This is a genomic window from Streptomyces sp. NPDC001450 (assembly GCF_053597295.1).
The window spans coordinates 41,590-60,875 of record NZ_JBSFHY010000017.1 but is presented as its reverse complement, the minus strand read 5'-3'; the positions used below and the strand labels follow the sequence as shown (position 1 = coordinate 60,875).

18 protein-coding genes are annotated in these 19,286 nt (G+C 70.6%); 2 read left to right on the top strand and 16 right to left on the bottom strand.

The window, feature by feature from the left end:
* Window positions 1–108: 108 nt before the first annotated feature.
* Window positions 109–681, bottom strand: coding sequence for a bifunctional pyr operon transcriptional regulator/uracil phosphoribosyltransferase PyrR (gene pyrR, locus ACWC5O_RS20320; protein ID WP_450588679.1), 573 nt, complete (start codon window positions 679–681; stop codon window positions 109–111).
* 252 nt (window positions 682–933) lie between these two features.
* On the opposite strand from pyrR, the gene bldD reads away from it, so the two are divergent.
* A complete protein-coding gene (gene bldD, locus ACWC5O_RS20315; RefSeq protein WP_450588677.1) occupies window positions 934–1,437 on the top strand; it encodes a transcriptional regulator BldD in 504 nt (167 codons plus the stop codon).
* A gap of 164 nt (window positions 1,438–1,601) precedes the next feature.
* Here bldD and nusB read toward each other — a convergent pair whose 3' ends face one another.
* From nusB to ACWC5O_RS20250, 13 genes are all read right to left on the bottom strand, one after another.
* Entirely contained in the window at window positions 1,602–2,036 is a 435-nt protein-coding gene (nusB, locus tag ACWC5O_RS20310) for a transcription antitermination factor NusB (RefSeq protein WP_450588675.1), read from the bottom strand.
* A 2-nt stretch (window positions 2,037–2,038) separates the two neighbouring features.
* The gene (gene efp, locus ACWC5O_RS20305; protein ID WP_015661807.1) at window positions 2,039–2,605 is read right to left on the bottom strand and encodes an elongation factor P; all 567 of its coding nucleotides are present in this window, start codon (window positions 2,603–2,605) and stop codon (window positions 2,039–2,041) included.
* Window positions 2,606–2,661: 56 nt separating this feature from the next.
* Window positions 2,662–3,768 carry an aminopeptidase P family protein gene (locus tag ACWC5O_RS20300; protein WP_450588673.1) on the bottom strand — a complete coding sequence of 369 codons (1,107 nt, stop codon included), beginning with the start codon at window positions 3,766–3,768 and terminating at the stop codon, window positions 2,662–2,664.
* A 194-nt stretch (window positions 3,769–3,962) separates the two neighbouring features.
* Window positions 3,963–4,826 carry a Pro-rich N-terminal domain-containing protein gene (locus tag ACWC5O_RS20295; RefSeq protein WP_450588671.1) on the bottom strand — a complete coding sequence of 288 codons (864 nt, stop codon included), beginning with the start codon at window positions 4,824–4,826 and terminating at the stop codon, window positions 3,963–3,965.
* A 181-nt stretch (window positions 4,827–5,007) separates the two neighbouring features.
* Complete coding sequence (gene aroB / locus ACWC5O_RS20290) at window positions 5,008–6,099, bottom strand: 3-dehydroquinate synthase (RefSeq protein ID WP_450588670.1); 1,092 nt, start codon at window positions 6,097–6,099, stop codon at window positions 5,008–5,010.
* Window positions 6,096–6,578 (bottom strand): shikimate kinase, encoded by a 483-nt coding sequence (locus ACWC5O_RS20285; RefSeq protein ID WP_450588848.1) that lies wholly within the window; start codon window positions 6,576–6,578, stop codon window positions 6,096–6,098. The genes aroB and ACWC5O_RS20285 overlap by 4 nt, the downstream gene beginning before the upstream one ends.
* A gap of 32 nt (window positions 6,579–6,610) precedes the next feature.
* On the bottom strand, window positions 6,611–7,795 hold the full coding sequence (gene aroC, locus ACWC5O_RS20280) for a chorismate synthase (protein ID WP_450588668.1): 1,185 nt from the start codon (window positions 7,793–7,795) through the stop codon (window positions 6,611–6,613).
* A 177-nt stretch (window positions 7,796–7,972) separates the two neighbouring features.
* Window positions 7,973–8,812 carry a shikimate dehydrogenase gene (locus ACWC5O_RS20275; protein ID WP_450588666.1) on the bottom strand — a complete coding sequence of 280 codons (840 nt, stop codon included), beginning with the start codon at window positions 8,810–8,812 and terminating at the stop codon, window positions 7,973–7,975.
* The gene (gene mltG, locus ACWC5O_RS20270; RefSeq protein WP_450588665.1) at window positions 8,793–10,499 is read right to left on the bottom strand and encodes an endolytic transglycosylase MltG; all 1,707 of its coding nucleotides are present in this window, start codon (window positions 10,497–10,499) and stop codon (window positions 8,793–8,795) included. Before mltG ends, ACWC5O_RS20275 begins: the two co-directional genes overlap by 20 nt.
* A 122-nt stretch (window positions 10,500–10,621) precedes the next feature.
* On the bottom strand, window positions 10,622–11,086 hold the full coding sequence (ruvX, locus tag ACWC5O_RS20265) for a Holliday junction resolvase RuvX (protein WP_450588663.1): 465 nt from the start codon (window positions 11,084–11,086) through the stop codon (window positions 10,622–10,624).
* 25 nt (window positions 11,087–11,111) lie between these two features.
* Window positions 11,112–13,784, bottom strand: coding sequence for an alanine--tRNA ligase (alaS, locus tag ACWC5O_RS20260; protein ID WP_450588661.1), 2,673 nt, complete (start codon window positions 13,782–13,784; stop codon window positions 11,112–11,114).
* Complete coding sequence (locus ACWC5O_RS20255; RefSeq protein WP_450588660.1) at window positions 13,784–14,131, bottom strand: hypothetical protein; 348 nt, start codon at window positions 14,129–14,131, stop codon at window positions 13,784–13,786. The genes alaS and ACWC5O_RS20255 overlap by 1 nt, the downstream gene beginning before the upstream one ends.
* Window positions 14,132–14,138: 7 nt before the next feature.
* Complete coding sequence (locus ACWC5O_RS20250; RefSeq protein ID WP_450588658.1) at window positions 14,139–14,588, bottom strand: DUF948 domain-containing protein; 450 nt, start codon at window positions 14,586–14,588, stop codon at window positions 14,139–14,141.
* A gap of 170 nt (window positions 14,589–14,758) precedes the next feature.
* Here ACWC5O_RS20250 and ACWC5O_RS20245 point away from each other — a divergent pair, with 170 nt between their 5' ends.
* Entirely contained in the window at window positions 14,759–16,963 is a 2,205-nt protein-coding gene (locus ACWC5O_RS20245) for an ATP-binding protein (protein ID WP_450588656.1), read from the top strand.
* A 21-nt stretch (window positions 16,964–16,984) separates the two neighbouring features.
* On the opposite strand, the gene rpsD is transcribed toward ACWC5O_RS20245, so the two are convergent.
* Window positions 16,985–17,599, bottom strand: coding sequence for a 30S ribosomal protein S4 (gene rpsD / locus ACWC5O_RS20240; protein WP_020938857.1), 615 nt, complete (start codon window positions 17,597–17,599; stop codon window positions 16,985–16,987).
* A 305-nt stretch (window positions 17,600–17,904) separates the two neighbouring features.
* Window positions 17,905–19,260, bottom strand: coding sequence for a replication-associated recombination protein A (locus tag ACWC5O_RS20235; protein ID WP_450588653.1), 1,356 nt, complete (start codon window positions 19,258–19,260; stop codon window positions 17,905–17,907).
* Between the last annotated feature and the right edge of the window lie 26 nt (window positions 19,261–19,286).

Below are 19,286 nucleotides of genomic sequence, written 5' to 3'. Positions count from 1 at the left end.
AGGCAGTTCATCGGGATCCGGGGGTCTGAGGGACGCCCCCCAGAGGGCACAGTGGGGCAAACCGGTGCGCGTGTCGGCACGCCGAAGCGGCCGTGCGCGCCCGACTTGCTACTGGTCGGCCGGCTTCACGCCGAGCAGCACGGTGTCACGACCGTCCTCCTCGGCGAGCTGGACCTTGACCGTCTCCCGCAGCGACGTGGGGAGGTTCTTGCCGACGTAGTCGGCGCGGATGGGCAGTTCGCGGTGGCCGCGGTCGACCAGGACCGCGAGCTGCACCGCGCGCGGGCGCCCGATGTCGTTCAGGGCGTCGAGGGCGGCACGGATGGTGCGCCCGGAGAAGAGCACGTCGTCGACGAGGACGACCAGACGGCCGTCGATGCCGTCACCGGGGATCTCGGTGCGGGCCAGCGCACGCGGCGGGTGCATGCGCAGGTCGTCGCGGTACATGGTGATGTCGAGCGAGCCGACGGGGACCTTGCGGTCGGTGATCTGCTCCAGCTTGGCGGCGAGCCGCCGGGCGAGGAAGACACCCCGGGTCGGAATGCCGAGGAGCACCACGTCGTCGGCGCCCTTGGCGCGCTCGACGATCTCGTGGGCGATACGGGTCAGCACCCGTGCGATGTCGGGGCCTTCGAGTACGGGCCGCGCATCGGACGCATGCAGGTTCGCGTGCGAGTCCATACGAAACGGACCTCCTTCTCCGCCTCACGGGACGGACCTTAAAGGACGTCGGATTTGCGCCATCCACCGTAGCAGGTCCGGAGCGGGCGTCGATCACCCGCCTGGCGCAATCGGCTGCCACTACCACGGAAGAGTCGGTGTGGACCATTCGGCTTGACGCATGAGAGTCACGCTGCGTAACCTCACAGTGAGTTACCAGCCGCGCGGCGGGAAACCCAACCGACCGCGTCGACACAGTGTCCGGGGAGCTATATGTCCAGCGAATACGCCAAGCAGCTCGGGGCCAAGCTCCGGGCCATCCGCACCCAGCAGGGCCTTTCCCTCCACGGTGTCGAGGAGAAGTCCCAGGGTCGCTGGAAGGCCGTGGTGGTCGGTTCGTATGAGCGCGGTGACCGTGCCGTGACCGTGCAGCGTCTCGCCGAGTTGGCCGATTTCTATGGTGTCCCCGTGCAGGAGCTCCTGCCGGGCACCACGCCGGGCGGCGCCGCCGAGCCGCCGCCGAAGCTGGTTCTGGACCTGGAGCGGCTGGCCACCGTGCCGGCCGAGAAGGCGGGCCCCCTGCAGCGCTACGCGGCGACCATCCAGTCCCAGCGCGGCGACTACAACGGGAAGGTGCTCTCGATCCGCCAGGACGACCTGCGCACCCTCGCCGTCATCTACGACCAGTCCCCCTCGGTCCTCACCGAGCAGCTGATCAGCTGGGGTGTCCTGGACTCGGACGCGCGCCGCGCGGTGGCCACCCACGAAGAGGCCTGACCGCCTGCGACAGCTGAGCAGAAACGTGCCGCCGGGGTGGCCTGAACCGCACGGTTCGGGGCACCCCGGCGGTGTTTTCGTGGATGCCGTTCGACTGTCCGGCGAAACGCCGGAGGGCCCGCAGCATGCGCTCGCTGCGGGCCCTCCGGCGTCTGTCGTACCGCCTACGCCTCGTCCCGGCGCAGCGACGGCTTCAGCTCCTTGAACCGGCCGAGCAGGCCGTTGACGAACGAGGGGGACTCGTCCGTGGAGAACTCCTTCGCGAGCTGCACCATCTCGTCCAGGACGACGGCGTCCGGGGTCTCGTCCACCCAGATCAGCTCGTAGGCGCCCAGGCGCAGGATGTTCCGGTCGACGACCGGCATCCGGTCGAGCGTCCAGCCCACCGCGTACTGGGAGATCAGCTCGTCGATGCGCTTCGCGTGCTCCGAGTAGCCCTCGACCAGCTGCATCGTGTACTCGCTCACCGGCGGCTGCCGGGTGTCGGACCGGGACAGCCGGATCCAGTCCGCGAGGACCGTCAGGACGTCGGCGCCGCGCTGGTCGCCCTCGAAGAGGATCTGGAAGGCACGTTTGCGGGCCGTGTTGCGGGCAGCCACGGTTAGCTGTTCACCCGGCCGAGGTAGTCGCTCGTACGGGTGTCGACCTTGATCTTCTCACCGGTGGTGATGAAGAGGGGGACCTGGATCTGGTGGCCGGTCTCCAGGGTGGCGGGCTTGGTGCCACCGGTGGAGCGGTCGCCCTGGACGCCCGGCTCGGTCTCCTGGATGACGAGCTCGACGGCGGCCGGGAGCTCGACGAAGAGCACCTCGCCCTCGTGCTGCGCGACGGTGGCCGTGAAGCCCTCGATGAGGAAGTTGGCGGCGTCGCCGACGGCCTTGCGGTCGACCATCAGCTGGTCGTAGGTCTCCATGTCCATGAAGACGAAGTACTCGCCGTCCATGTACGAGAACTGCATGTCGCGCTTGTCGACAGTGGCCGTCTCGACCTTGACGCCGGCGTTGAAGGTCTTGTCGACGACCTTGCCGGAGAGCACGTTCTTGAGCTTGGTGCGCACGAAGGCCGGGCCCTTGCCGGGCTTGACGTGCTGGAACTCGACGACGGACCAGAGCTGGCCGCCTTCGAGCTTGAGCACCATGCCGTTCTTGAGGTCGTTCGTGGAAGCCACGGTTGCGGAATCTCCTGGACTGACGTACGACCCCGGGGCATGCGCACAGCGCGAGGCTAGAGCGCGAGCAGCTCCTTGGTCGTGATGGTGAGTAGCTCGGGTCCGCCGTCCGCCTCAGGGCGTACGACGAGCGTGTCATCGATCCGGACGCCGCCCCGGCCCGGGAGGTGGACCCCCGGTTCGACGGTGACCGGCACGCAAGCGTCCAGTTTACCCATGGCCGCAGGGCCAAGCTGCGGGTCCTCGTCGATTTCGAGTCCGACGCCGTGTCCCGTCAGCGGTGGTAGAGCCTCAGCATAGCCCGCGGAGCCCAGCACCTGGCGTGCCGCACGGTCGACGTCGCGGTAGGCGGCACCCGGCGCCAGGGACTCGCGTCCGGCGCGCTGGGCTGCGAAGACCAGGTCGTACAGCTCGATCTGCCAGTCGGCGGGCGAGGTGCCGATGACGAAGGTACGGCCGATCTCGCAGCGGTAGCCGCGGTAGGTGGCGCCCAGGCAGACGGAGAGGAAGTCGCCTTCCTCCACACGGCGGTCGGTGGGGCGGTGGCCACGGCGACCGGCGTTCGGACCGGTGGCCACCGAGGTCGGGAATGCGGGCCCGTCGGCACCATGGTCGACCAGGCGCCGCTCCAGCTCCAGCGCGAGGTGCCGTTCGGTGCGGCCGACCAGGATGGACTCCAGCAGCTCGCCGAGGGCCTGGTCGGCGATCTCGGCGCCGATGCGGAGGCAGGAGATCTCCTCCTCGTCCTTGACGACCCTGAGCTGCTCGACGGCTCCGCCGAGGTCGGCGAGGCGCACCTTGGGGGCGACGGAGGAGAGGGCCCGGTGGCGGGCGACGGTGAGGTGGTGTTCCTCCACCGCGAGGGATTCGGCCCCCTGCGCTGCGGCGAGGCCGGCTGCAGTGACCGCGGGGTCGCCGCCCGGCGAGGGCAGGACTTGCACGGTCAGGGCCTCGTCGGGACGGCCCTCGGTCGGCCGGTCGTCCAGCGGGCCGGCGCAGACCAGCAGGTTCTCGCTCTTGCCCAGCAACAGCACGGAGCCCTGCGGGGCGGCGCCGGCGAGATAGCGCACGTTGGCAGGGCGCGAGATGAGCGCTGCTGCGGTGCCGGCCGCGTTGCAGCGTTCCCTCAGCTGGGCTCGGCGGGTCGCGTACACCTCTGACATGAGATGATCGTAGGAGTTTTGTCCGGCTTGCGCTGGTTGATGGGGGCCGAGTGGGGTCGGTGGGGGTGGTGCGGTTGTGTGCCGGTGCGGGCCGGTGGGGGTTGAAATCGCGCCCGCGCGGCGAGCCGCACATCGATGCGGAGCCGCATATCGATACCGCCCCGCACCCCTGGGGTGGCTCCAGGTCGCCTTGGTCACCAGCTCGGGGGGCTTGCCAGTGCTCTGGTCAGGACCTCGTCCAGGACGCGGGCCGTGCCGGGGACGTCCAGCTGGGAGTTGTCGATGATCGGGAGGCCTGAGCCGTACCAGCCGGCCATGCGGCCGTGGATGCGGGCCACCTCCTCGTCGGTGAGGCGACGGTTGCCGATGCGCTCGGCGTTGCGTTCCAGGACGATGTCGAGGCCCGGCAGGAGCACGACCGGGAGCAGGCCGGGGCCGACGTGCCGTTTCCAGCCGCCGAGGCCCACGACGGGGCGGTCCGGGAAGACGGCGTCGTCGAGGATGCAGGAGATGCCGTTGGCCAGGAAGTTCCGGGCGGCGAAGCCGCAGGTGCGGCGGGCCAGGCGGTACTGGGCCTCGGAGTTGTCGTTCCACCCCGACTGCGGGTTCGCGTAGCCCGCGCGGACCCATTCGCGTACGTCGTCCAGGCTGATATGGGCGGTGGGCACCCGGCGGTGGTCCGCCCAGTACTTGGCCACGCTCGTCTTGCCCGCGCCCGCGGGGCCGATCAGCAGGACGGCCAGGGTGGTGGTCGTCGGGTCCGGGACGGCAGCCGCGGCCGGGGGTGCGGTGGGCACACCGACCGGGCCGCCGGGCGGCAGCGGTACGTGACCGGTCGTGTCGGGCGGCGGGACGGGGGCGTGCTGCGGAGGCGCGGGCGACATGGGGCCGGAGGGGGGTACGGATGGTCCGACTCCGGGGTAGCCGGGTGGCGGCGGGGGCACGGGTGCGGGACCCTGTGGGACTCCCGGGTGGTGTGCGGCCGACGCCCAGCCGGCGTGCGGTCCCTGCCCCGGCTGGTGGGGCGGCGGCAGCGGAGACCCCACTGCGTGCTGCATCCGTTGCCACTCCGTCTCGTACACACATTTGGCGCTGGCAGGCGGGTACGGAGCCCGCTCCCTACCGAACGGTACCGCCCCCGGCCGTCGTTTGGTGAAACGACCGGGGGCGGTCCGAAGTGCCCGGCCCGGAAAGGGAATCGGGCAGAAGGGAACAGCAGAGGACTTACTGGCCCACTTCCTACTGGCCCACTTCTCCGTAGGCGGCGAGGAGGACCGCCGGGTCCGGGCCCTCCAGGACGGTCGGCTTCGCCAGCCCGTCCAGGACGATGAAGCGCAGCAGGTCACCGCGGGACTTCTTGTCGACCTTCATCGTCTCCAGCAGCTTGGGCCACTGGTCGTAGCGGTAGTGCAGCGGCAGGCCCACCGCCTCGAGGACGGTGCGGTGGCGGTCCGCCGTCGCGTCGTCCAACCGGCCCGCCAGACGGCCCAGTTCGGCGGCGAAGTGCATGCCGACCGCGACCGCCGCGCCGTGCCGCCACTTGTAGCGCTCGTTCTTCTCGATCGCGTGGCCGAGCGTGTGGCCGTAGTTCAGGATCTCCCGGAGGCCGGATTCCTTCAGGTCCGAGGAGACGACGTCCGCCTTGACCCGGATCGAGCGCTCGATCAGCTCGGCCGTGTGCGGGCCGGCCGGAGTGCGGGCGGCCTCGGGGTCGGCCTCGATGAGGTCGAGGATCACCGGATCGGCGATGAAGCCGGCCTTGATGATCTCCGCGAGCCCGGAGACGTAGTCGTTGACCGGGAGGGAGTCCAGCGCGGCCAGGTCGCACAGGACACCGGCCGGCGGGTGGAAGGCGCCCACCAGGTTCTTGCCCTCGGCCGTGTTGATGCCGGTCTTGCCGCCGACGGCCGCGTCGACCATGGCGAGCACGGTGGTGGGGATGGCGATCCAGCGCACCCCGCGCAGCCAGGTCGCGGCCACGAACCCGGCGAGGTCCGTGGTGGCACCGCCGCCGACGCCGACGATGACGTCGGTACGGGTGAAGCCGGACTGGCCCAGCGCCTTCCAGCAGTAGGCGGCGACCTCGGCGGTCTTGGCCTCCTCCGCGTTGGGCACCTGGACGGCGACGGCCTCGTAGCCCTGCTCGGCCAGGTCGGCGCGCAGTGCGTCGCCGGTCTCGGCGAGCGCCTCGGGATGGATCACCGCGACGCGCTTGACCCTCGACCCGATCAACCCGGCCAGCTCGCCCAGGAGTTGCCGGCCGACCAGCACCTCGTACGGGTCGGTGCCCGCGGTGCCGGCGACCTGGATCCGGGTGACTGCCTCGCTCATGCTTCTTTCAACTCCAGTGCGTCCAGCGCTGCTTGGGTGACCTCTTCGGGGGTGCGGCCGTCGGTCGGCACGACGGCGGTGGCGACCTCCTCGTACAGGTGACGGCGGGCCTCCATCAGCTCGCGCCACTGCTTGCGCGGATTGACCGCGAGCAGCGGGCGGGCCGCGTTCAGGCCGGTGCGCTTGACCGCCTCCTCCACGTCCATGGAGAGGTAGACCACCCGGTGCCCGGCGAGCAGCGCGCGCGTGTCCGCGTCGAGGATCGCCCCGCCGCCGAGCGCGAGGACGCCCTCGTGCTCGGCGAGCGCGGTGTGCACGGTGCGCTTCTCGATCGTGCGGAAGGCGGCCTCGCCGTCGTCCACGAAGATCTCGGCGATGGTCCGGCCCTCGGCGGTGACGATGTCGTCGTCGGTGTCCCGGTACGCGACGCCGAGCCGCTCGGCCAGCAGCTGCCCGACGGTGGACTTGCCCACGCCCATCGGGCCGACCAGTACGACCGCAGGCACGGCGGTCACCGGATGGCGAGGTTGTCGAGGTACGACTGCACGTTCCGCCGGGTCTCGGGAACGGAGTCGCCGCCGAACTTCTCCGCGACGGCGTCGGCGAGGACGAGCGCCACCATGGCCTCGGCGACGATGCCGGCGGCCGGGACCGCGCACACGTCGGAGCGCTGGTGGTGGGCCTGTGCGGCCTCGCCGGTGGAGACGTCGACGGTCTGCAGGGCCCGGGGCACGGTCGCGATCGGCTTCATCGCGGCGCGCACGCGCAGCAGCTCGCCGGTGCTCAGGCCGCCCTCGGTGCCGCCGGAGCGTCCGCTGGACCGCTTGATGCCCTCGGGGGTGCTGAGGATCTCGTCGTGCGCCTTGGAGCCGGGCACCCGGGCCAGCTCGAAGCCGTCGCCGACCTCGACGCCCTTGATCGCCTGGATGCCCATGAGGGCGGCGGCGAGCCGGGCGTCCAGCCGGCGGTCCCAGTGCACGTGCGAGCCCAGGCCGACCGGGACGCCGTAGGCGAGCACCTCGACCACACCGCCGAGGGTGTCGCCGTCCTTGTGGGCCTGGTCGATCTCCGCGACCATCGCCTTCGACGCGTCGGCGTCCAGGCAGCGCACCGGGTCGGCGTCCAGCTTCTCGACGTCGGCCGGGGTCGGGTAGACGCCGTACGGGGCCTTGGCGGAGGCCAGCTCGACGACGTGGGAGACGATCTCGATGCCGGCCGTCTCCTTCAGGTAGGAGCGGGCGACGGCGCCGAGGGCCACGCGCGCGGCGGTCTCACGGGCGGAGGCGCGCTCCAGGATCGGCCGGGCCTCGTCGAAGCCGTACTTCTGCATGCCGGCGAGGTCGGCGTGGCCGGGCCGGGGCCGGGTCAGCGGCGCGTTGCGGGCGAGGCCGCCGAGGATCTCGGGGTCGACCGGGTCGGCCGCCATGACCTGCTCCCACTTGGGCCACTCGGTGTTGCCCACCATGATCGCGATCGGGGAGCCGAGGGTGAGACCGTGCCGGACACCCCCCAGGAAGGTGACCTCGTCACGCTCGAACTTCATCCGCGCACCGCGGCCATAGCCGAGCCGCCGCCGCGCCAGGTGGTCCGCCACCATCTCCGTCGTGATCGGCACGCCGGCGGGAAGCCCCTCCAGCGTCGCGACAAGTGCGGGACCGTGGGACTCCCCCGCGGTCAGCCAACGCAGCCTGCTCAACGGTGCTCCTCAGTGTTCGCGCCCGGTACTGCCCTGCGTACGCACGTCCTCGCGTACGGCGACGGCGCCACCGGGTGCGCGACCCCGGTCCGCCACCTCCGATCCTCCCACGTCCGGGGGCGGTATCCGGCCGCTGGTCCAGCAGGCGGGACACGGCGGCGGAACGGAGGCGGCCGTTCAGCGCGCGGCGAGCGCCTGCTCCCCGGCGTGCCGCATGGCCTCCAGGGGCGCCGGGGAGCGGCCGGTCATCTGCTCGACCTGGAGAACGGCCTGGTGGACCAGCAGGTCGAGGCCGCTGACGACGGCGCCGCCGAACATCGACCAGCGGGCCGCCAGGTCGGTGGGCCAGGGGTCGTAGAGCACGTCGAAGAGGGTGGCGGGGCGCTCGGGTACGGCGGTGGCGAGGGCGTCGGTGGTCCCGGCCGGGGTGGTGGCGATCACCAGGGGCGCCTTCAGGGCCTCCCGCGCGTCCGCCCAGTGCGCCGTACGGACGTCCACGTCGAGCCGCTCGCCCCACTGACGCATCTCGGCGGCTCGGGCCTCGCTGCGGACGTAGGCGACGACCTCGCCGGTGCAGACCCGGGCGAGCGCGGCCAGCGCCGAGGAGGCGGTGGCGCCGGCGCCCAGGATCGCCGCGGAGTCGACCTGTTCGATGCCGTGCTCGCGCAGGGCGGCCACCATGCCCGGGATGTCCGTGTTGTCGCCGATGCGACGGCCGTCCTCGGTGAAGACCACGGTGTTGACGGCGTCGACCGACGCGGCCGTCTCGCTGATCTCGTCCACCAGCGGAATGACCGCCCGCTTCAGCGGCATGGTCAGCGACAGCCCCGCCCACTCCGGCCCGAGCTTCTCGATGAAGCCGGGCAGGGCGGCCTCGTCGATCTCGAAGCGGCCGTACGACCAGTCGGTGAGTCCGAGTGCTTCGTAGGCCGCCCGGTGCAGCACCGGGGAGAGGGAGTGCGCGATGGGCGATCCGAGCACGGCGGCCCGGCGGGCGTCAGTTGCCCGAGGAGGCATTGAATTTTTCCTTGAGCTTTTCGAATTCTTCGTTGGTCTTGGCGAATTCGGTGTTGTTCACACCGTCGGTCGCCACGAAATACATCCAGCCGTCGTGGGTCGGATTCAGTGCCGCCTTCATCGCGTCCTCACCGGGGTTACCGATCGGACCGGGCGGAAGGCCCTTGTGGGTGTAGGTGTTGTACGGGCTCTGGTTGCTGTTGATCTCCTTCTCGGAGATGTGGATGTTGCTCGTGCCCTTGAGGTAGTTGTACGTCGAGTCGAACTGGAGCAGCTGGTTGGTCTCGGTGTTGGTGGGCTTCAGACGGTTGTAGACCACTTCCGCCATCTTGCGGAAGTCGTCGTGCGTCTTGCCCTCGGCCTGGACCAGGCTCATGACCGTGACGAGCTGGAACGGGTTGTTCAGACCCAGCGTCTTCGCCTTCGACGGCAGGTCGTAGGCGGCGTACTTCTCCTTGGCCTGGGTGACCATCTGCTTCAGGATCGCGTCGGGCTTCATGCCCTTCGCGGCCGCATAGGTACCCGGGAACAGGAAGCCCTCCAGCGGGTCCTGGATTTCGCTGCTGCGCTGCGCCCAGCTCGGCAGACCGAGCTTCTTGTATTCCTGCTTGGCGAGCTTCCGGGTGGTGCCGGTGGACAGTTCGAGTTTCTTGTCGATCGCCGCGTAGACACCCGCGTTGCGCTCGCCGGGCGTGACGATCACATTGTTCTGGCTCTTCGGGTCGAGCATCAACTGCACGGCGCTGGCGGCGGACATCTGCTTCTCCAGCGTGTAGACGCCTTCCTGGAGCCCCTTGCCCTTGGGGTTCGCCTGCAGCGCGGAGACGAACGCGTCCGCGCTCTCGACGACGCCCGCCTCCTTCAGCTTCTGACCGATCTCCCAGCCGCCGGCGCCCTTCGGGATGGTGACCGTGACCTGTTCGCCGTTGCCGCTGCCCGCGTAGTCCGGGGCCGGGCCGAAACGATTTTGGTAGTACTTGTAGCCGAAGTAGCCGACCGTGCCGAGGCCGCCGCCGAAGACCAGGACGACCACCATGCAGGCGCAGCCGGTGCGCCGCTTCTTGCTCTTGACCGGTTTCTTGCCGCGCCGTTCGCCGCGGCCGGACCGGCTCTCCGCCTCGTCGTCGGCGTCGTCGTCATCGCCGCCTCCGGCGAAGAAGGCGTGCTCGCCCTGGTCCTCGCCCGGGTCCCAGCCGGTCTCGGGGTCCGGTTGCGGTTTCGACTCGGGACGCCTGCGGCTGGGCGGCACCGGCGGTGGGTAGGCGTCCTCCGTGCCGTAGAAGTCGGGCTGCTCCCCGCCGTAGGCCGCGGGCTGCTGGCCGTACGGGTCGCCGGGGTCGGGCGCGTACGGCACCTGGCCGTGCGTGCCGGACGCGTCCCAGCCGCCCTGGTGCTGGTACTGCTGCGGGGTCTGCACCGCGTACTGCTGGTTTTGACCGGTGTACTGCTGGCCGTACTGCTGCTGGCCCTGCTCGTCGTAGTGCGGGTACTGCTGCTGGTCGTACCCGGGCTGCTGCCCCTGGGTCCACTCGCCGTACTGCGGCTGCGGGTACTGCTGCTGCGCCTGGCCGTCGTAGGAGGACTGCTGGCCCACGTGGGCCTGCTGTCCTCTCCATCCGCCGTCCCCGTACAACGGGTCCTCCGGATGCCACGGTTCGGAGCCAGGGCCCCGGCCATACTCAGTCATCGATCCCCTAGAGCCGCGAGGCCGACGGTCGCATGGCCGGTGGACCGGCTTCCGTTCCGCCTCTTGCTGTGCGGCGGCTGTTCGAACACCGCCGCATCGCGCGGAACGTTACCGTATCGCGATCAGATGACCACTTCGACGCCCTCGCCGGGTGCTTTACCTGACACCCGTTCGGATTCCAGGGCCTGCTGCAGGATGATGACGGCTGCCGCCTGGTCGATGACGGCCCGGCCCTTCTTGGATTTCACCCCCGAGGCGCGCAGTCCCTGACTGGCCGTCACGGTCGTCATCCGCTCGTCCACCAGCCGAACCGGAACGGGCTTGATGCCCTTGGCGAGTTCCTGGGCGAAGGCGCGGACCTTCTGCGCGGCCGGACCCTCGCCCCCCTTGAGGGAGCGAGGGAGTCCGACGACGACCTCGATCGGTTCGTACTCCTCCACCAGCTGCCTGAGCCGACGGTGGGCGGCCGGGATGTCCCGGCCGGGGACGGTCTCCACCGGAGTGGCGAGGATCCCGTCGGGGTCGCACGAGGCGACCCCGATCCGGGCGTCCCCGACGTCGATCGAGAGTCGGCGTCCTCTGCGCATTTCCGACCGTTTCCTTACTTCACTGTCACTTGGCGGTCTCGACGACAAGTCGCTCGACGGCCTCCACGGCCTCGCCGACGGCGGCCGGGTTCTGGCCGCCGCCCTGGGCGACGTCCGGCTTGCCGCCACCGCCGCCACCGAGGGTCTTGGCGGCGGTACGGACCAGGTCACCGGCCTTGAGACCACGCTCGCGGGCGGCCTCGTTGGTGGCGATGACGGTCAGCGGCTTGCCGTTGTTGACCGTGAACAGGGCGACCACGGCGGCCCGGCCGCCCTGGATGCGGCCGCGCACGTCGAGGACCAGCTTGCGCAGGTCGTCCGGCGTGGTGCCGTCCGGGACCTGGCCGGTGACAAGTGCGATGCCCCTGATGTCCTTGGCGGACTCGGCGAGACCGGCGGCGGCCTGCAGCACCTTCTCGGCGCGGAACTTCTCGATCTCCTTCTCGGCGTCCTTCAGCTTGCCGAGCATCGAGGAGACCTTCTCCGGCAGCTCCTCCGAGCGGCCCTTGAGCAGCTCGGTCAGCTGGTTGACGACCGTGTGCTCGCGGGCGAGGAAGTTGTAGGCGTCAACGCCGACCAGGGCCTCGATACGGCGGACACCCGAGCCGATGGAGGACTCGCCGAGCAGCTTCACCAGGCCCAGCTGGGCGGTGTTGTGCACGTGCGTGCCGCCGCACAGCTCCTTGGAGAAGTCGCCGATGGTCACCACGCGGACCCGCTCGCCGTACTTCTCGCCGAACTCGGCGATGGCGCCCTGCTTCCTGGCCTCGTCGATGCCCATGACCTCGGCGTGCACGTCGAGGTCGCGGGCGAGCACCTCGTTGATCTTCTGTTCGACGTCGGTCATCACGGCCGTCGGGACGGCGGAGGGGGAGCCGAAGTCGAAACGGAAGCGGCCGGGCTGGTTCTCGGAACCGGCCTGGGCGGCCGTCGGGCCGAGGGCGTCGCGCAGGGCCTGGTGGGTCAGGTGGGTGGCCGAGTGGGCACGGGCGATGGCCTTGCGGCGGCGGGCGTCGATGGAGGCGTGGGCCTTGGCACCGACCGTGACCTCGCCGACCTGGACGACGCCCTTGTGGACGTACACGCCCGGGACCGGCTTCTGGCAGTCACGGATCTCGATCACGGCACCGGAGTCGACCTTGATCCGGCCGGTGTCGCCGATCTGGCCGCCGCCCTCGGCGTAGAACGGGGTGCGGTCGAGGACGACCTCGACCTCGTCGCCCTCGGTGGCGGCCGGGGAGGAGACGCCGTCGACCAGGAGGCCGACGATCGTGGACTCGCCCTCGGTGTCGCTGTAGCCGATGAAGTCGGTCTCGCCGGCGGAGTCGGCGATCTCGCGGTAGGCGCCCATGTCGGCGTGGCCGGTCTTCTTGGCCTGGGCGTCGGCCTTGGCGCGCTCCCGCTGCTCCTTCATCAGGCGGCGGAAGCCCTCCTCGTCCACGGACAGCCCCTGCTCGGCGGCCATCTCGAGGGTGAGGTCGATCGGGAAGCCCCAGGTGTCGTGGAGCAGGAACGCCTTGTCGCCGGCCAGGACCGAGGAACCGGCCTGCTTGGTCTCGGTGACGGCGGTGTCGAGGATGTTGGTGCCGGCCTTCAGCGTCTTCAGGAAGGCGTTCTCCTCGGCGAGGGCGACCTTCTCGATGCGCTCGCGGTCGGTGACCAGCTCCGGGTACTGCTGGCCCATCATGCCGATGACGACGTCGATCAGGTCCTTGACGACCGGACCGGTGGCGCCCAGCAGACGCATGTTTCGGATGGCGCGGCGCATGATGCGGCGCAGGACGTAGCCACGGCCCTCGTTGCCCGGGGTGACCCCGTCGCCGATGAGCATCGTGGCCGTGCGCATGTGGTCGGTGACCACGCGGAGGGACACGTCCGAGCCGTGGGCGTCGCCGTAGCGCACGCCGGTCAGCTCGGTGGCCTTGTTGATGACGGCCATGGACGTGTCGATCTCGTACATGTTCTGCACGCCCTGCAGAATCATGGCGAGGCGCTCCAGGCCGAGGCCCGTGTCGATGTTCTTGCTCGGCAGGTCCCCGAGGATCTCGAAGTTGTCCTTGCCGATGCCCTCGCCACGCTCGTACTGCATGAAGACGAGGTTCCAGATCTCCACGTACCGCTCGTCGTTGACGGCGGGGCCGCCCTCGACGCCGAACTCGGGGCCGCGGTCGTAGTTGATCTCGGAGCAGGGGCCGCAGGGGCCGGGGACGCCCATGGACCAGAAGTTGTCCTTCATGCCCAGGCGCTGGATGCGCTCCTTGGGCACGCCGACGACCTCGTGCCAGATCTGCTCGGCCTCGTCGTCGTCCTGGTAGACGGTGATCCACAGGCGCTCGGGGTCGAGGCCGTAACCGCCCTTGTCCTGGGGGTTGGTGAGCAGCTCCCAGGCGAGCTTGATGGCGCCTTCCTTGAAGTAGTCGCCGAAGGAGAAGTTGCCGCACATCTGGAAGAACGTGCCGTGGCGCGTGGTCTTGCCGACCTCTTCGATGTCGGGGGTGCGCACGCACTTCTGCACGCTGGTGGCGCGCGGGAACGGCGGCTTGACCTCACCCAGGAAATAGGGCTTGAAGGGCACCATGCCGGCGGGGACGAGGAGCAGAGTCGGGTCGTCCGCGATGAGCGACGCCGAAGGGACGACGGTGTGCCCGCGCTCCTCGAAGAAGCTCAGCCAGCGGCGGCGAATCTCGGCCGACTCCATCAGTGGTCCTCATTCCGGTTGTACGAGTACATCGGGGCTTCGATGTACTTCGGGTTGCTGCGGTCGTTCTCGATGGCGGTGTACCGCCGGGGTGCGGGGAGTTCGGGGTTCTCCTGGATACCCAGCGCCTCCTCCAGCTCGGCCTCGCGCTGCGCCATGTTGTCGCGGACGTCGAGTGCGAAGCCGACCGCACGGTCCTTGAGGCGCTGACCGGTCTCCAGGGCCTTGTTGGCCGCGGTCGCGGCGAGGCTCTCGGGGGTCAGCTGCTTCAGCTTGCGGTTGACCTTGGTGGTGGCCCAGACACCGGCGGCGACACCCGTGGTGAACCAGAACGTACGGCGGAACATCGCTCGGTCAGTCCTTCTTTCCCCGGTTGCTCCGCTTCCGTGCCGCCGGGACCGTACGGCCCACGATCACGGTACGCCTGGGCTCCTTGGCGGGCCCGTTCTCCTTGCGGCCGCCGATCGCCCGGCGTACGCCGTAGCCGAAGGCCGCGACCTTGACCAGCGGGCCGCCGAAGGTGGAGGCGACGGTGGTCGAGAGCGCGGAGGCGTTCGACGTGACCTCCTGGACGTCGGAGGCGATCGCGTCGACCCGGTCGATCTGGGTCTGCGCGGAGCGCACGGCGGCGGAGGCGTCGGCGAGCAGCGGGACGGCCTGGTCGGTCACGTCCGCCACGAGCTTGGTGGTCGCCTTGAGCGTCTGGGCCAGCCTCGCCAGTGCGACGGCGAGGAAGGAGACCAGGATCGCCCAGAACACGGCCACCAGGATCCCGGCCACCTCTCCACCGGACACTGTGCGCACCCGCTCCCTGATCCCTGAAACGTGCTCTGAACATCGGAGTCATGAATAAAACAGTGCACCGAGCCTATCGCGCCACGGGTGGGGCTCCGTACCGGATTACGGTCGGCGGATGGCGGAGTCGCGGGAAGCGATTGTACGGAATGAACACGGTTCAGTACGCTCCGTGTCCCATGCGAGGTCCTCAGCACCCCGGCCCCTCCGCCGACGGCGATCTGCCCTTTGAACTCACCGCTTTCGTCGGGCGCTCGGCCGAACTCGCCGAGCTGGCCCAGACGATGGAGGCGGCCCGGCTGGTGACGGTGACCGGGGTCGGCGGCGTGGGCAAGTCCCGGCTGGCCGCCCGTGCGGCGGCCCGGTCGGCGCCGCGCGCGGAGCCGAGAGCTCGGGCGAGGGTCGAGCTGGCGTCGGTACGGGATCCGCAGTTCGTGGAGTACGCGGTCGTGGAGGCGCTGGGGCTGACCGACCACACGACCCGGATGCCCCGGGAGATCCTGCTCGACCGTCTCGCCGGCCGCCGTTTCCTGCTGGTGCTGGACGGGTTCGAGCATCTGGTGGCGGCCTGCGCCGACCTGGTGTCCGAGCTGCTGCGCAGGCTGCCGGAGCTGCGGGTGCTGGCCGTGGGGCGGCGTCCGCTGGGGCTGACGGGCGAGCGGCTGTTCCCGCTGGCCCCGCTCGCCGAGGACGAGGCGGTGGAGCTGTTCACGGACCGGGCCCGGCAGCATGGGCCGGCGACGGGCGACTGCCCGGTGGTGCGGGAGCTGTGCCGCCGGCTGGAGGGGATCCCGCTGGCGCTGGAGCTGGCCGCGGGGCGGCTGCGGGCGCTGTCACCGGCGCAGCTGCTGGAGCGGCTGGACGACCGGTTCCGGCTGCTGACCGGTGGCGGCCGGGACGCTCTCCCCCGCCATCAGACGCTGCGGACGGCGATCGGCTGGAGCCATGAGCTGTGCACGCCGGCCGAGCGGCTGCTGTGGGCGCGGCTCTCGGTGTTCGCGCAGACCTTCGACCTGGAAGCGGCCGAGTACGTGTGCAGCGGGGACGGGCTGGCCGCCGAGGACGTCCTGGACGTGCTGGCGGAGCTGCTCGCGCAGTCGGTCCTCTCCCGCGAGGAGACCCCTACGGGCCCCCGCTACCGGATGCTGGACACGGTCCGGGCCTACGGCGCCGACTGGCTGGAGGCGACGGGGGACGCGGTACGGCTGCGGCGGCGGCACCGCGACTGGTACCTGGGCCTTGCGACCTGGTGCGAGCTGGAGTGGTTCTCGCCCCGGCAGCGCGAGGTGGCCGCGCGGGTCGAGGTCGAGCTGCCGAACCTGCGCACCGCCCTGGAGTTCTGCCTGACCGAGCCGGAAGAGGCGCATCTGGGCCAGTACCTGGCGGGCTCGCTGTGGTTCTGCTGGGCGGGCTGCGGACGGTTGTCGGAGGGGCGGCGCTGGCTGGAGCGCAGCGTGGAGCTGGAGTCGGAGTACGAGCAGTCCCGGCTGAAGGCGCTGTGGGTGCTCGGCTATGTGGCGATCCTCCAGGGCGACACCGTGCCGGCGCTGGCCGCGCTGCGGGAGTGCAGGGTGCAGGCGGAGCGGGTCGCGGACGTGACGGCGGTGGCGTACGCGGAACACCGCACCGGCTGTCTGGCCCTGGTCACGGATGACATGGCGCGCGCAGAAAAGCTGCTGCGTTCGGCGCTCGACCGCTATCAGGAGATCGGCGAGCTGAACAGCAACGTGCTGATGGGCCAGGTGGAGCTGGCGATGACGCGGGCCTTCCAGGGGGACCTGGCGGAGGCGGTGCGGCTGTGCGAGGACGTGCGCCGGGTGTGCGAGGACCACGGGGAGCGCTGGGCACGGTCGTACGCGCTGTTCGTGCTGGCCTACGCGGCCTGGCGGGACGGGGATCCGGCCGGCGCGCGGGAGCTGCTCGCGGAGTGTCTGGGCAACGCGCACGCCTTCCACGATCTGCTCGGCTCGGTGCTGACGCTGGAGCTGCTGGCCCTGGTGACGGCGACCGAGGGCGACCCGGCCGAGGCGGCGGTCCTGCAGGGCGCCGCGGGCCGGATGTGGCCGTCGGTGGGGCTGCCGCTGTTCGGCTCGGCCTACTTCAACGCCCCGCACGAGCTGTGCGAGGCAACGGCCCGGCAGGCGCTCGGCGACGAGCGGTACGAGGAGTGCGTGCGCGAGGGAGCGCGGCTGGACGGGGACGCGACCGTGGCGCGGGCGCTGGGGGGCGGCGGTGTACGGCCGCTGGAGGCTCCCCCAAGCTCTTCGAGCAGGGGGGTCCCCCAGCCCGCGCCGCGCGGACCGGTGTCGCACGCCCTCGGTGACGACGGGAAACGCGAACCCGCCGCCTCGCCCACCCGGAAGGGTGGGGAGACGGCGGGCTGAGGTGCTGCGCCGGGGCTGGGATCAGCGGGCGTAGTACTCGACGACGAGCTGCTCGTCGCAGATCACCGGGATCTCCTTGCGGTTCGGCTCGCGGTCCAGGCGGAACGCCAGGGCCTTGAGGTTCACCTGCAGGTAGCGCGGGGTCTCACCGTCGGGGGCGAAGCCACCCTCACGGGCGATCTGGAAGAGCGTCTTGTCCTTGGAGCGGTCGCGGACCTGCACGACGTCGTCCGGACGGACACGGAAGGACGGCTTGTCGACCTTCTGGCCGTTGACCTGGATGTGGCCGTGGACGACCATCTGGCGGGCCTGGTAGATCGTGCGGGCGATGCCCGAACGCAGGACCAGCGCGTCGAGACGACGCTCCAGCTCGACGATCAGGGCCTCACCGGTCTTGCCCTGGACCTTGGACGCACGCTCGTAGGCGCGGACCAGCTGGCGCTCGGAGATGTCGTACTGAGCGCGCAGGCGCTGCTTCTCGAGCAGACGGACCTTGTAGTCCGAGTTCTGCTTGCGGCCGCGGCCGTGCTCACCCGGCGGGTAGGGGCGGGCCTCGAAGTACTTGACGGCCTTCGGGGTCAGCGCGATGCCGAGGGCACGCGACTTCTTGACCTTGGGGCGGGACTGGTTCGCCACTGTCTTTTGTCTCTTTCCTAGTTTTCGGCTTGTCAGAGTTGAGGGAGGTCGCATCCGCAGCCGGGGAATCCCGCCGGGTCCGCATCGGACCTGCCGGGCAGCCGTTCCCCTGGTCTGGGCACATACGTGCAGCACGCGAGTGGCCCACCGACCTCTCCCGGGGCTCCGGGTGGTGGTGGGCTGCCCGCGACACCGTTCGACGGTGCGCGACGCTCCTGGAGTCAGTCCCGAGGGACTGGGTCTCCGGCTGGCTGTCCCGCTCTGACTGCGCGGGACTCAGCACTTCGAGCGATTCTACAGGGCGCTCAGGACCGCCTGCGACCGAGGTGCTTGCGGGTCCATTCGACGGCGTCCGCGTACCGGGCCTCGGCGCCGTGCCGGGTCGGTGTGTAGTACTCGCGGTCCTTGAGGGCGTCCGGGGCGTACTGCTGCGGGGCGATTCCCTCGGGCAGGTCGTGCGGGTACACGTACCCCTGCGCGTGGCCGAGCTTGGCCGCGCCCTTGTAGTGGCCGTCCCGCAGGTGCGGCGGGACGGGTCCGGCCAGACCCTTGCGGACGTCCTCCATGGCGGCGCCGATAGCGGTGGTCGCGGCGTTGGACTTGGGGGCGAGCGCGAGGGCGATGGTGACGTGGCTGAGGGTGAGGGCGGCCTCGGGGAAGCCGATCATGGCGACGGCCTGGGCGGCGGCCACCGCGATGGGCAGCGCGCCCGGGTCGGCCAGGCCGATGTCCTCGCTGGCGGAGATCATCAGGCGGCGGGCGATGAAGCGGGGGTCCTCGCCGGCCTCGATCATGCGGGCCAGGTAGTGCAGGGCGGCGTCGACGTCGGAGCCGCGGATGGACTTGATCAGGGCGCTGGCGACGTCGTAGTGCTGGTCGCCGTCGCGGTCGTACTTCACCGCGGCTCGGTCGACGGTCTGCTCCAGGGTCTGGAGGCTGATCTCCGTCTCGCCCTGGTCGAGGGCGGCCCCGGCGGCGGCCTCCAGGGCGGTCAGGGCGCGCCGGGCGTCGCCGCCGGCGATGCGCAGGAGGTGGTCCTCGGCGGCCTCGGGGAGGGACACGGCCGCCTTGAGGCCGCGCTCGTCGGTCAGCGCCCGCTTCAGGAGTCCGCGGATGTCGTCGTCGGTGAGGGGTTCGAGGGTGAGGAGGAGAGAGCGGGACAGCAGCGGGGAGATCACCGAGAAGTACGGGTTCTCCGTGGTCGCCGCGATCAGGGTCACCCAGCGGTTCTCGACCGCGGGGAGCAGGGAGTCCTGCTGGGCCTTGCTGAAACGGTGGATCTCGTCCAGGAAGAGGACGGTCTCCTTGCCGAAGCCGCCGGTGGCGCGGCGGGCTCCGTCGATGACCGCGCGGACCTCCTTGACGCCCGCGGTGATCGCGGACAGCTCCACGAACCGCTTGTCGGTGGCCTTGGAGACGACGTAGGCGAGGGTCGTCTTGCCGATGCCGGGCGGGCCCCAGAGGATCACCGAGGACGGTCCGGCCGGGCCGCCGTTGCCCTCGCCGACCAGTCTGCGCAGCGGGGATCCCGGCTTGAGCAGGTGCTGCTGGCCCACCACCTCGTCGAGGGTGCGCGGGCGCATACGGACCGCCAGGGGACTGCCGGCCGGGTCCTTCTCCTGGCGTTCCTCTGCTGCGGCGGTGAACAGGTCGGGTTCCACGCTGAAAACCCTATGTCACCCCACTG

What these genes read in the sequence shown, in the direction of transcription:
- ACWC5O_RS20255 (WP_450588660.1), bottom strand. Translation starts at nt 14,131, where the DNA reads ATGTTCCGCCGTACGTTCTGGTTCACCACGGGTGTCGCCGCCGGTGTC.
- ACWC5O_RS20300 (WP_450588673.1), bottom strand. Translation starts at nt 3,768, where the DNA reads ATGTCAGAGGTGTACGCGACCCGCCGAGCCCAGCTGAGGGAACGCTGC.
- mltG (WP_450588665.1), bottom strand. Translation starts at nt 10,499, where the DNA reads ATGACTGAGTATGGCCGGGGCCCTGGCTCCGAACCGTGGCATCCGGAG.
- bldD (WP_450588677.1), top strand. Translation starts at nt 934, where the DNA reads ATGTCCAGCGAATACGCCAAGCAGCTCGGGGCCAAGCTCCGGGCCATC.
- ruvX (WP_450588663.1), bottom strand. Translation starts at nt 11,086, where the DNA reads ATGCGCAGAGGACGCCGACTCTCGATCGACGTCGGGGACGCCCGGATC.
- aroB (WP_450588670.1), bottom strand. Translation starts at nt 6,099, where the DNA reads ATGAGCGAGGCAGTCACCCGGATCCAGGTCGCCGGCACCGCGGGCACC.
- ACWC5O_RS20245 (WP_450588656.1), top strand. Translation starts at nt 14,759, where the DNA reads ATGCGAGGTCCTCAGCACCCCGGCCCCTCCGCCGACGGCGATCTGCCC.
- ACWC5O_RS20295 (WP_450588671.1), bottom strand. Translation starts at nt 4,826, where the DNA reads ATGCAGCACGCAGTGGGGTCTCCGCTGCCGCCGCCCCACCAGCCGGGG.
- ACWC5O_RS20285 (WP_450588848.1), bottom strand. Translation starts at nt 6,578, where the DNA reads ATGGGCGTGGGCAAGTCCACCGTCGGGCAGCTGCTGGCCGAGCGGCTC.
- pyrR (WP_450588679.1), bottom strand. Translation starts at nt 681, where the DNA reads ATGGACTCGCACGCGAACCTGCATGCGTCCGATGCGCGGCCCGTACTC.
- alaS (WP_450588661.1), bottom strand. Translation starts at nt 13,784, where the DNA reads ATGGAGTCGGCCGAGATTCGCCGCCGCTGGCTGAGCTTCTTCGAGGAG.
- ACWC5O_RS20275 (WP_450588666.1), bottom strand. Translation starts at nt 8,812, where the DNA reads ATGCCTCCTCGGGCAACTGACGCCCGCCGGGCCGCCGTGCTCGGATCG.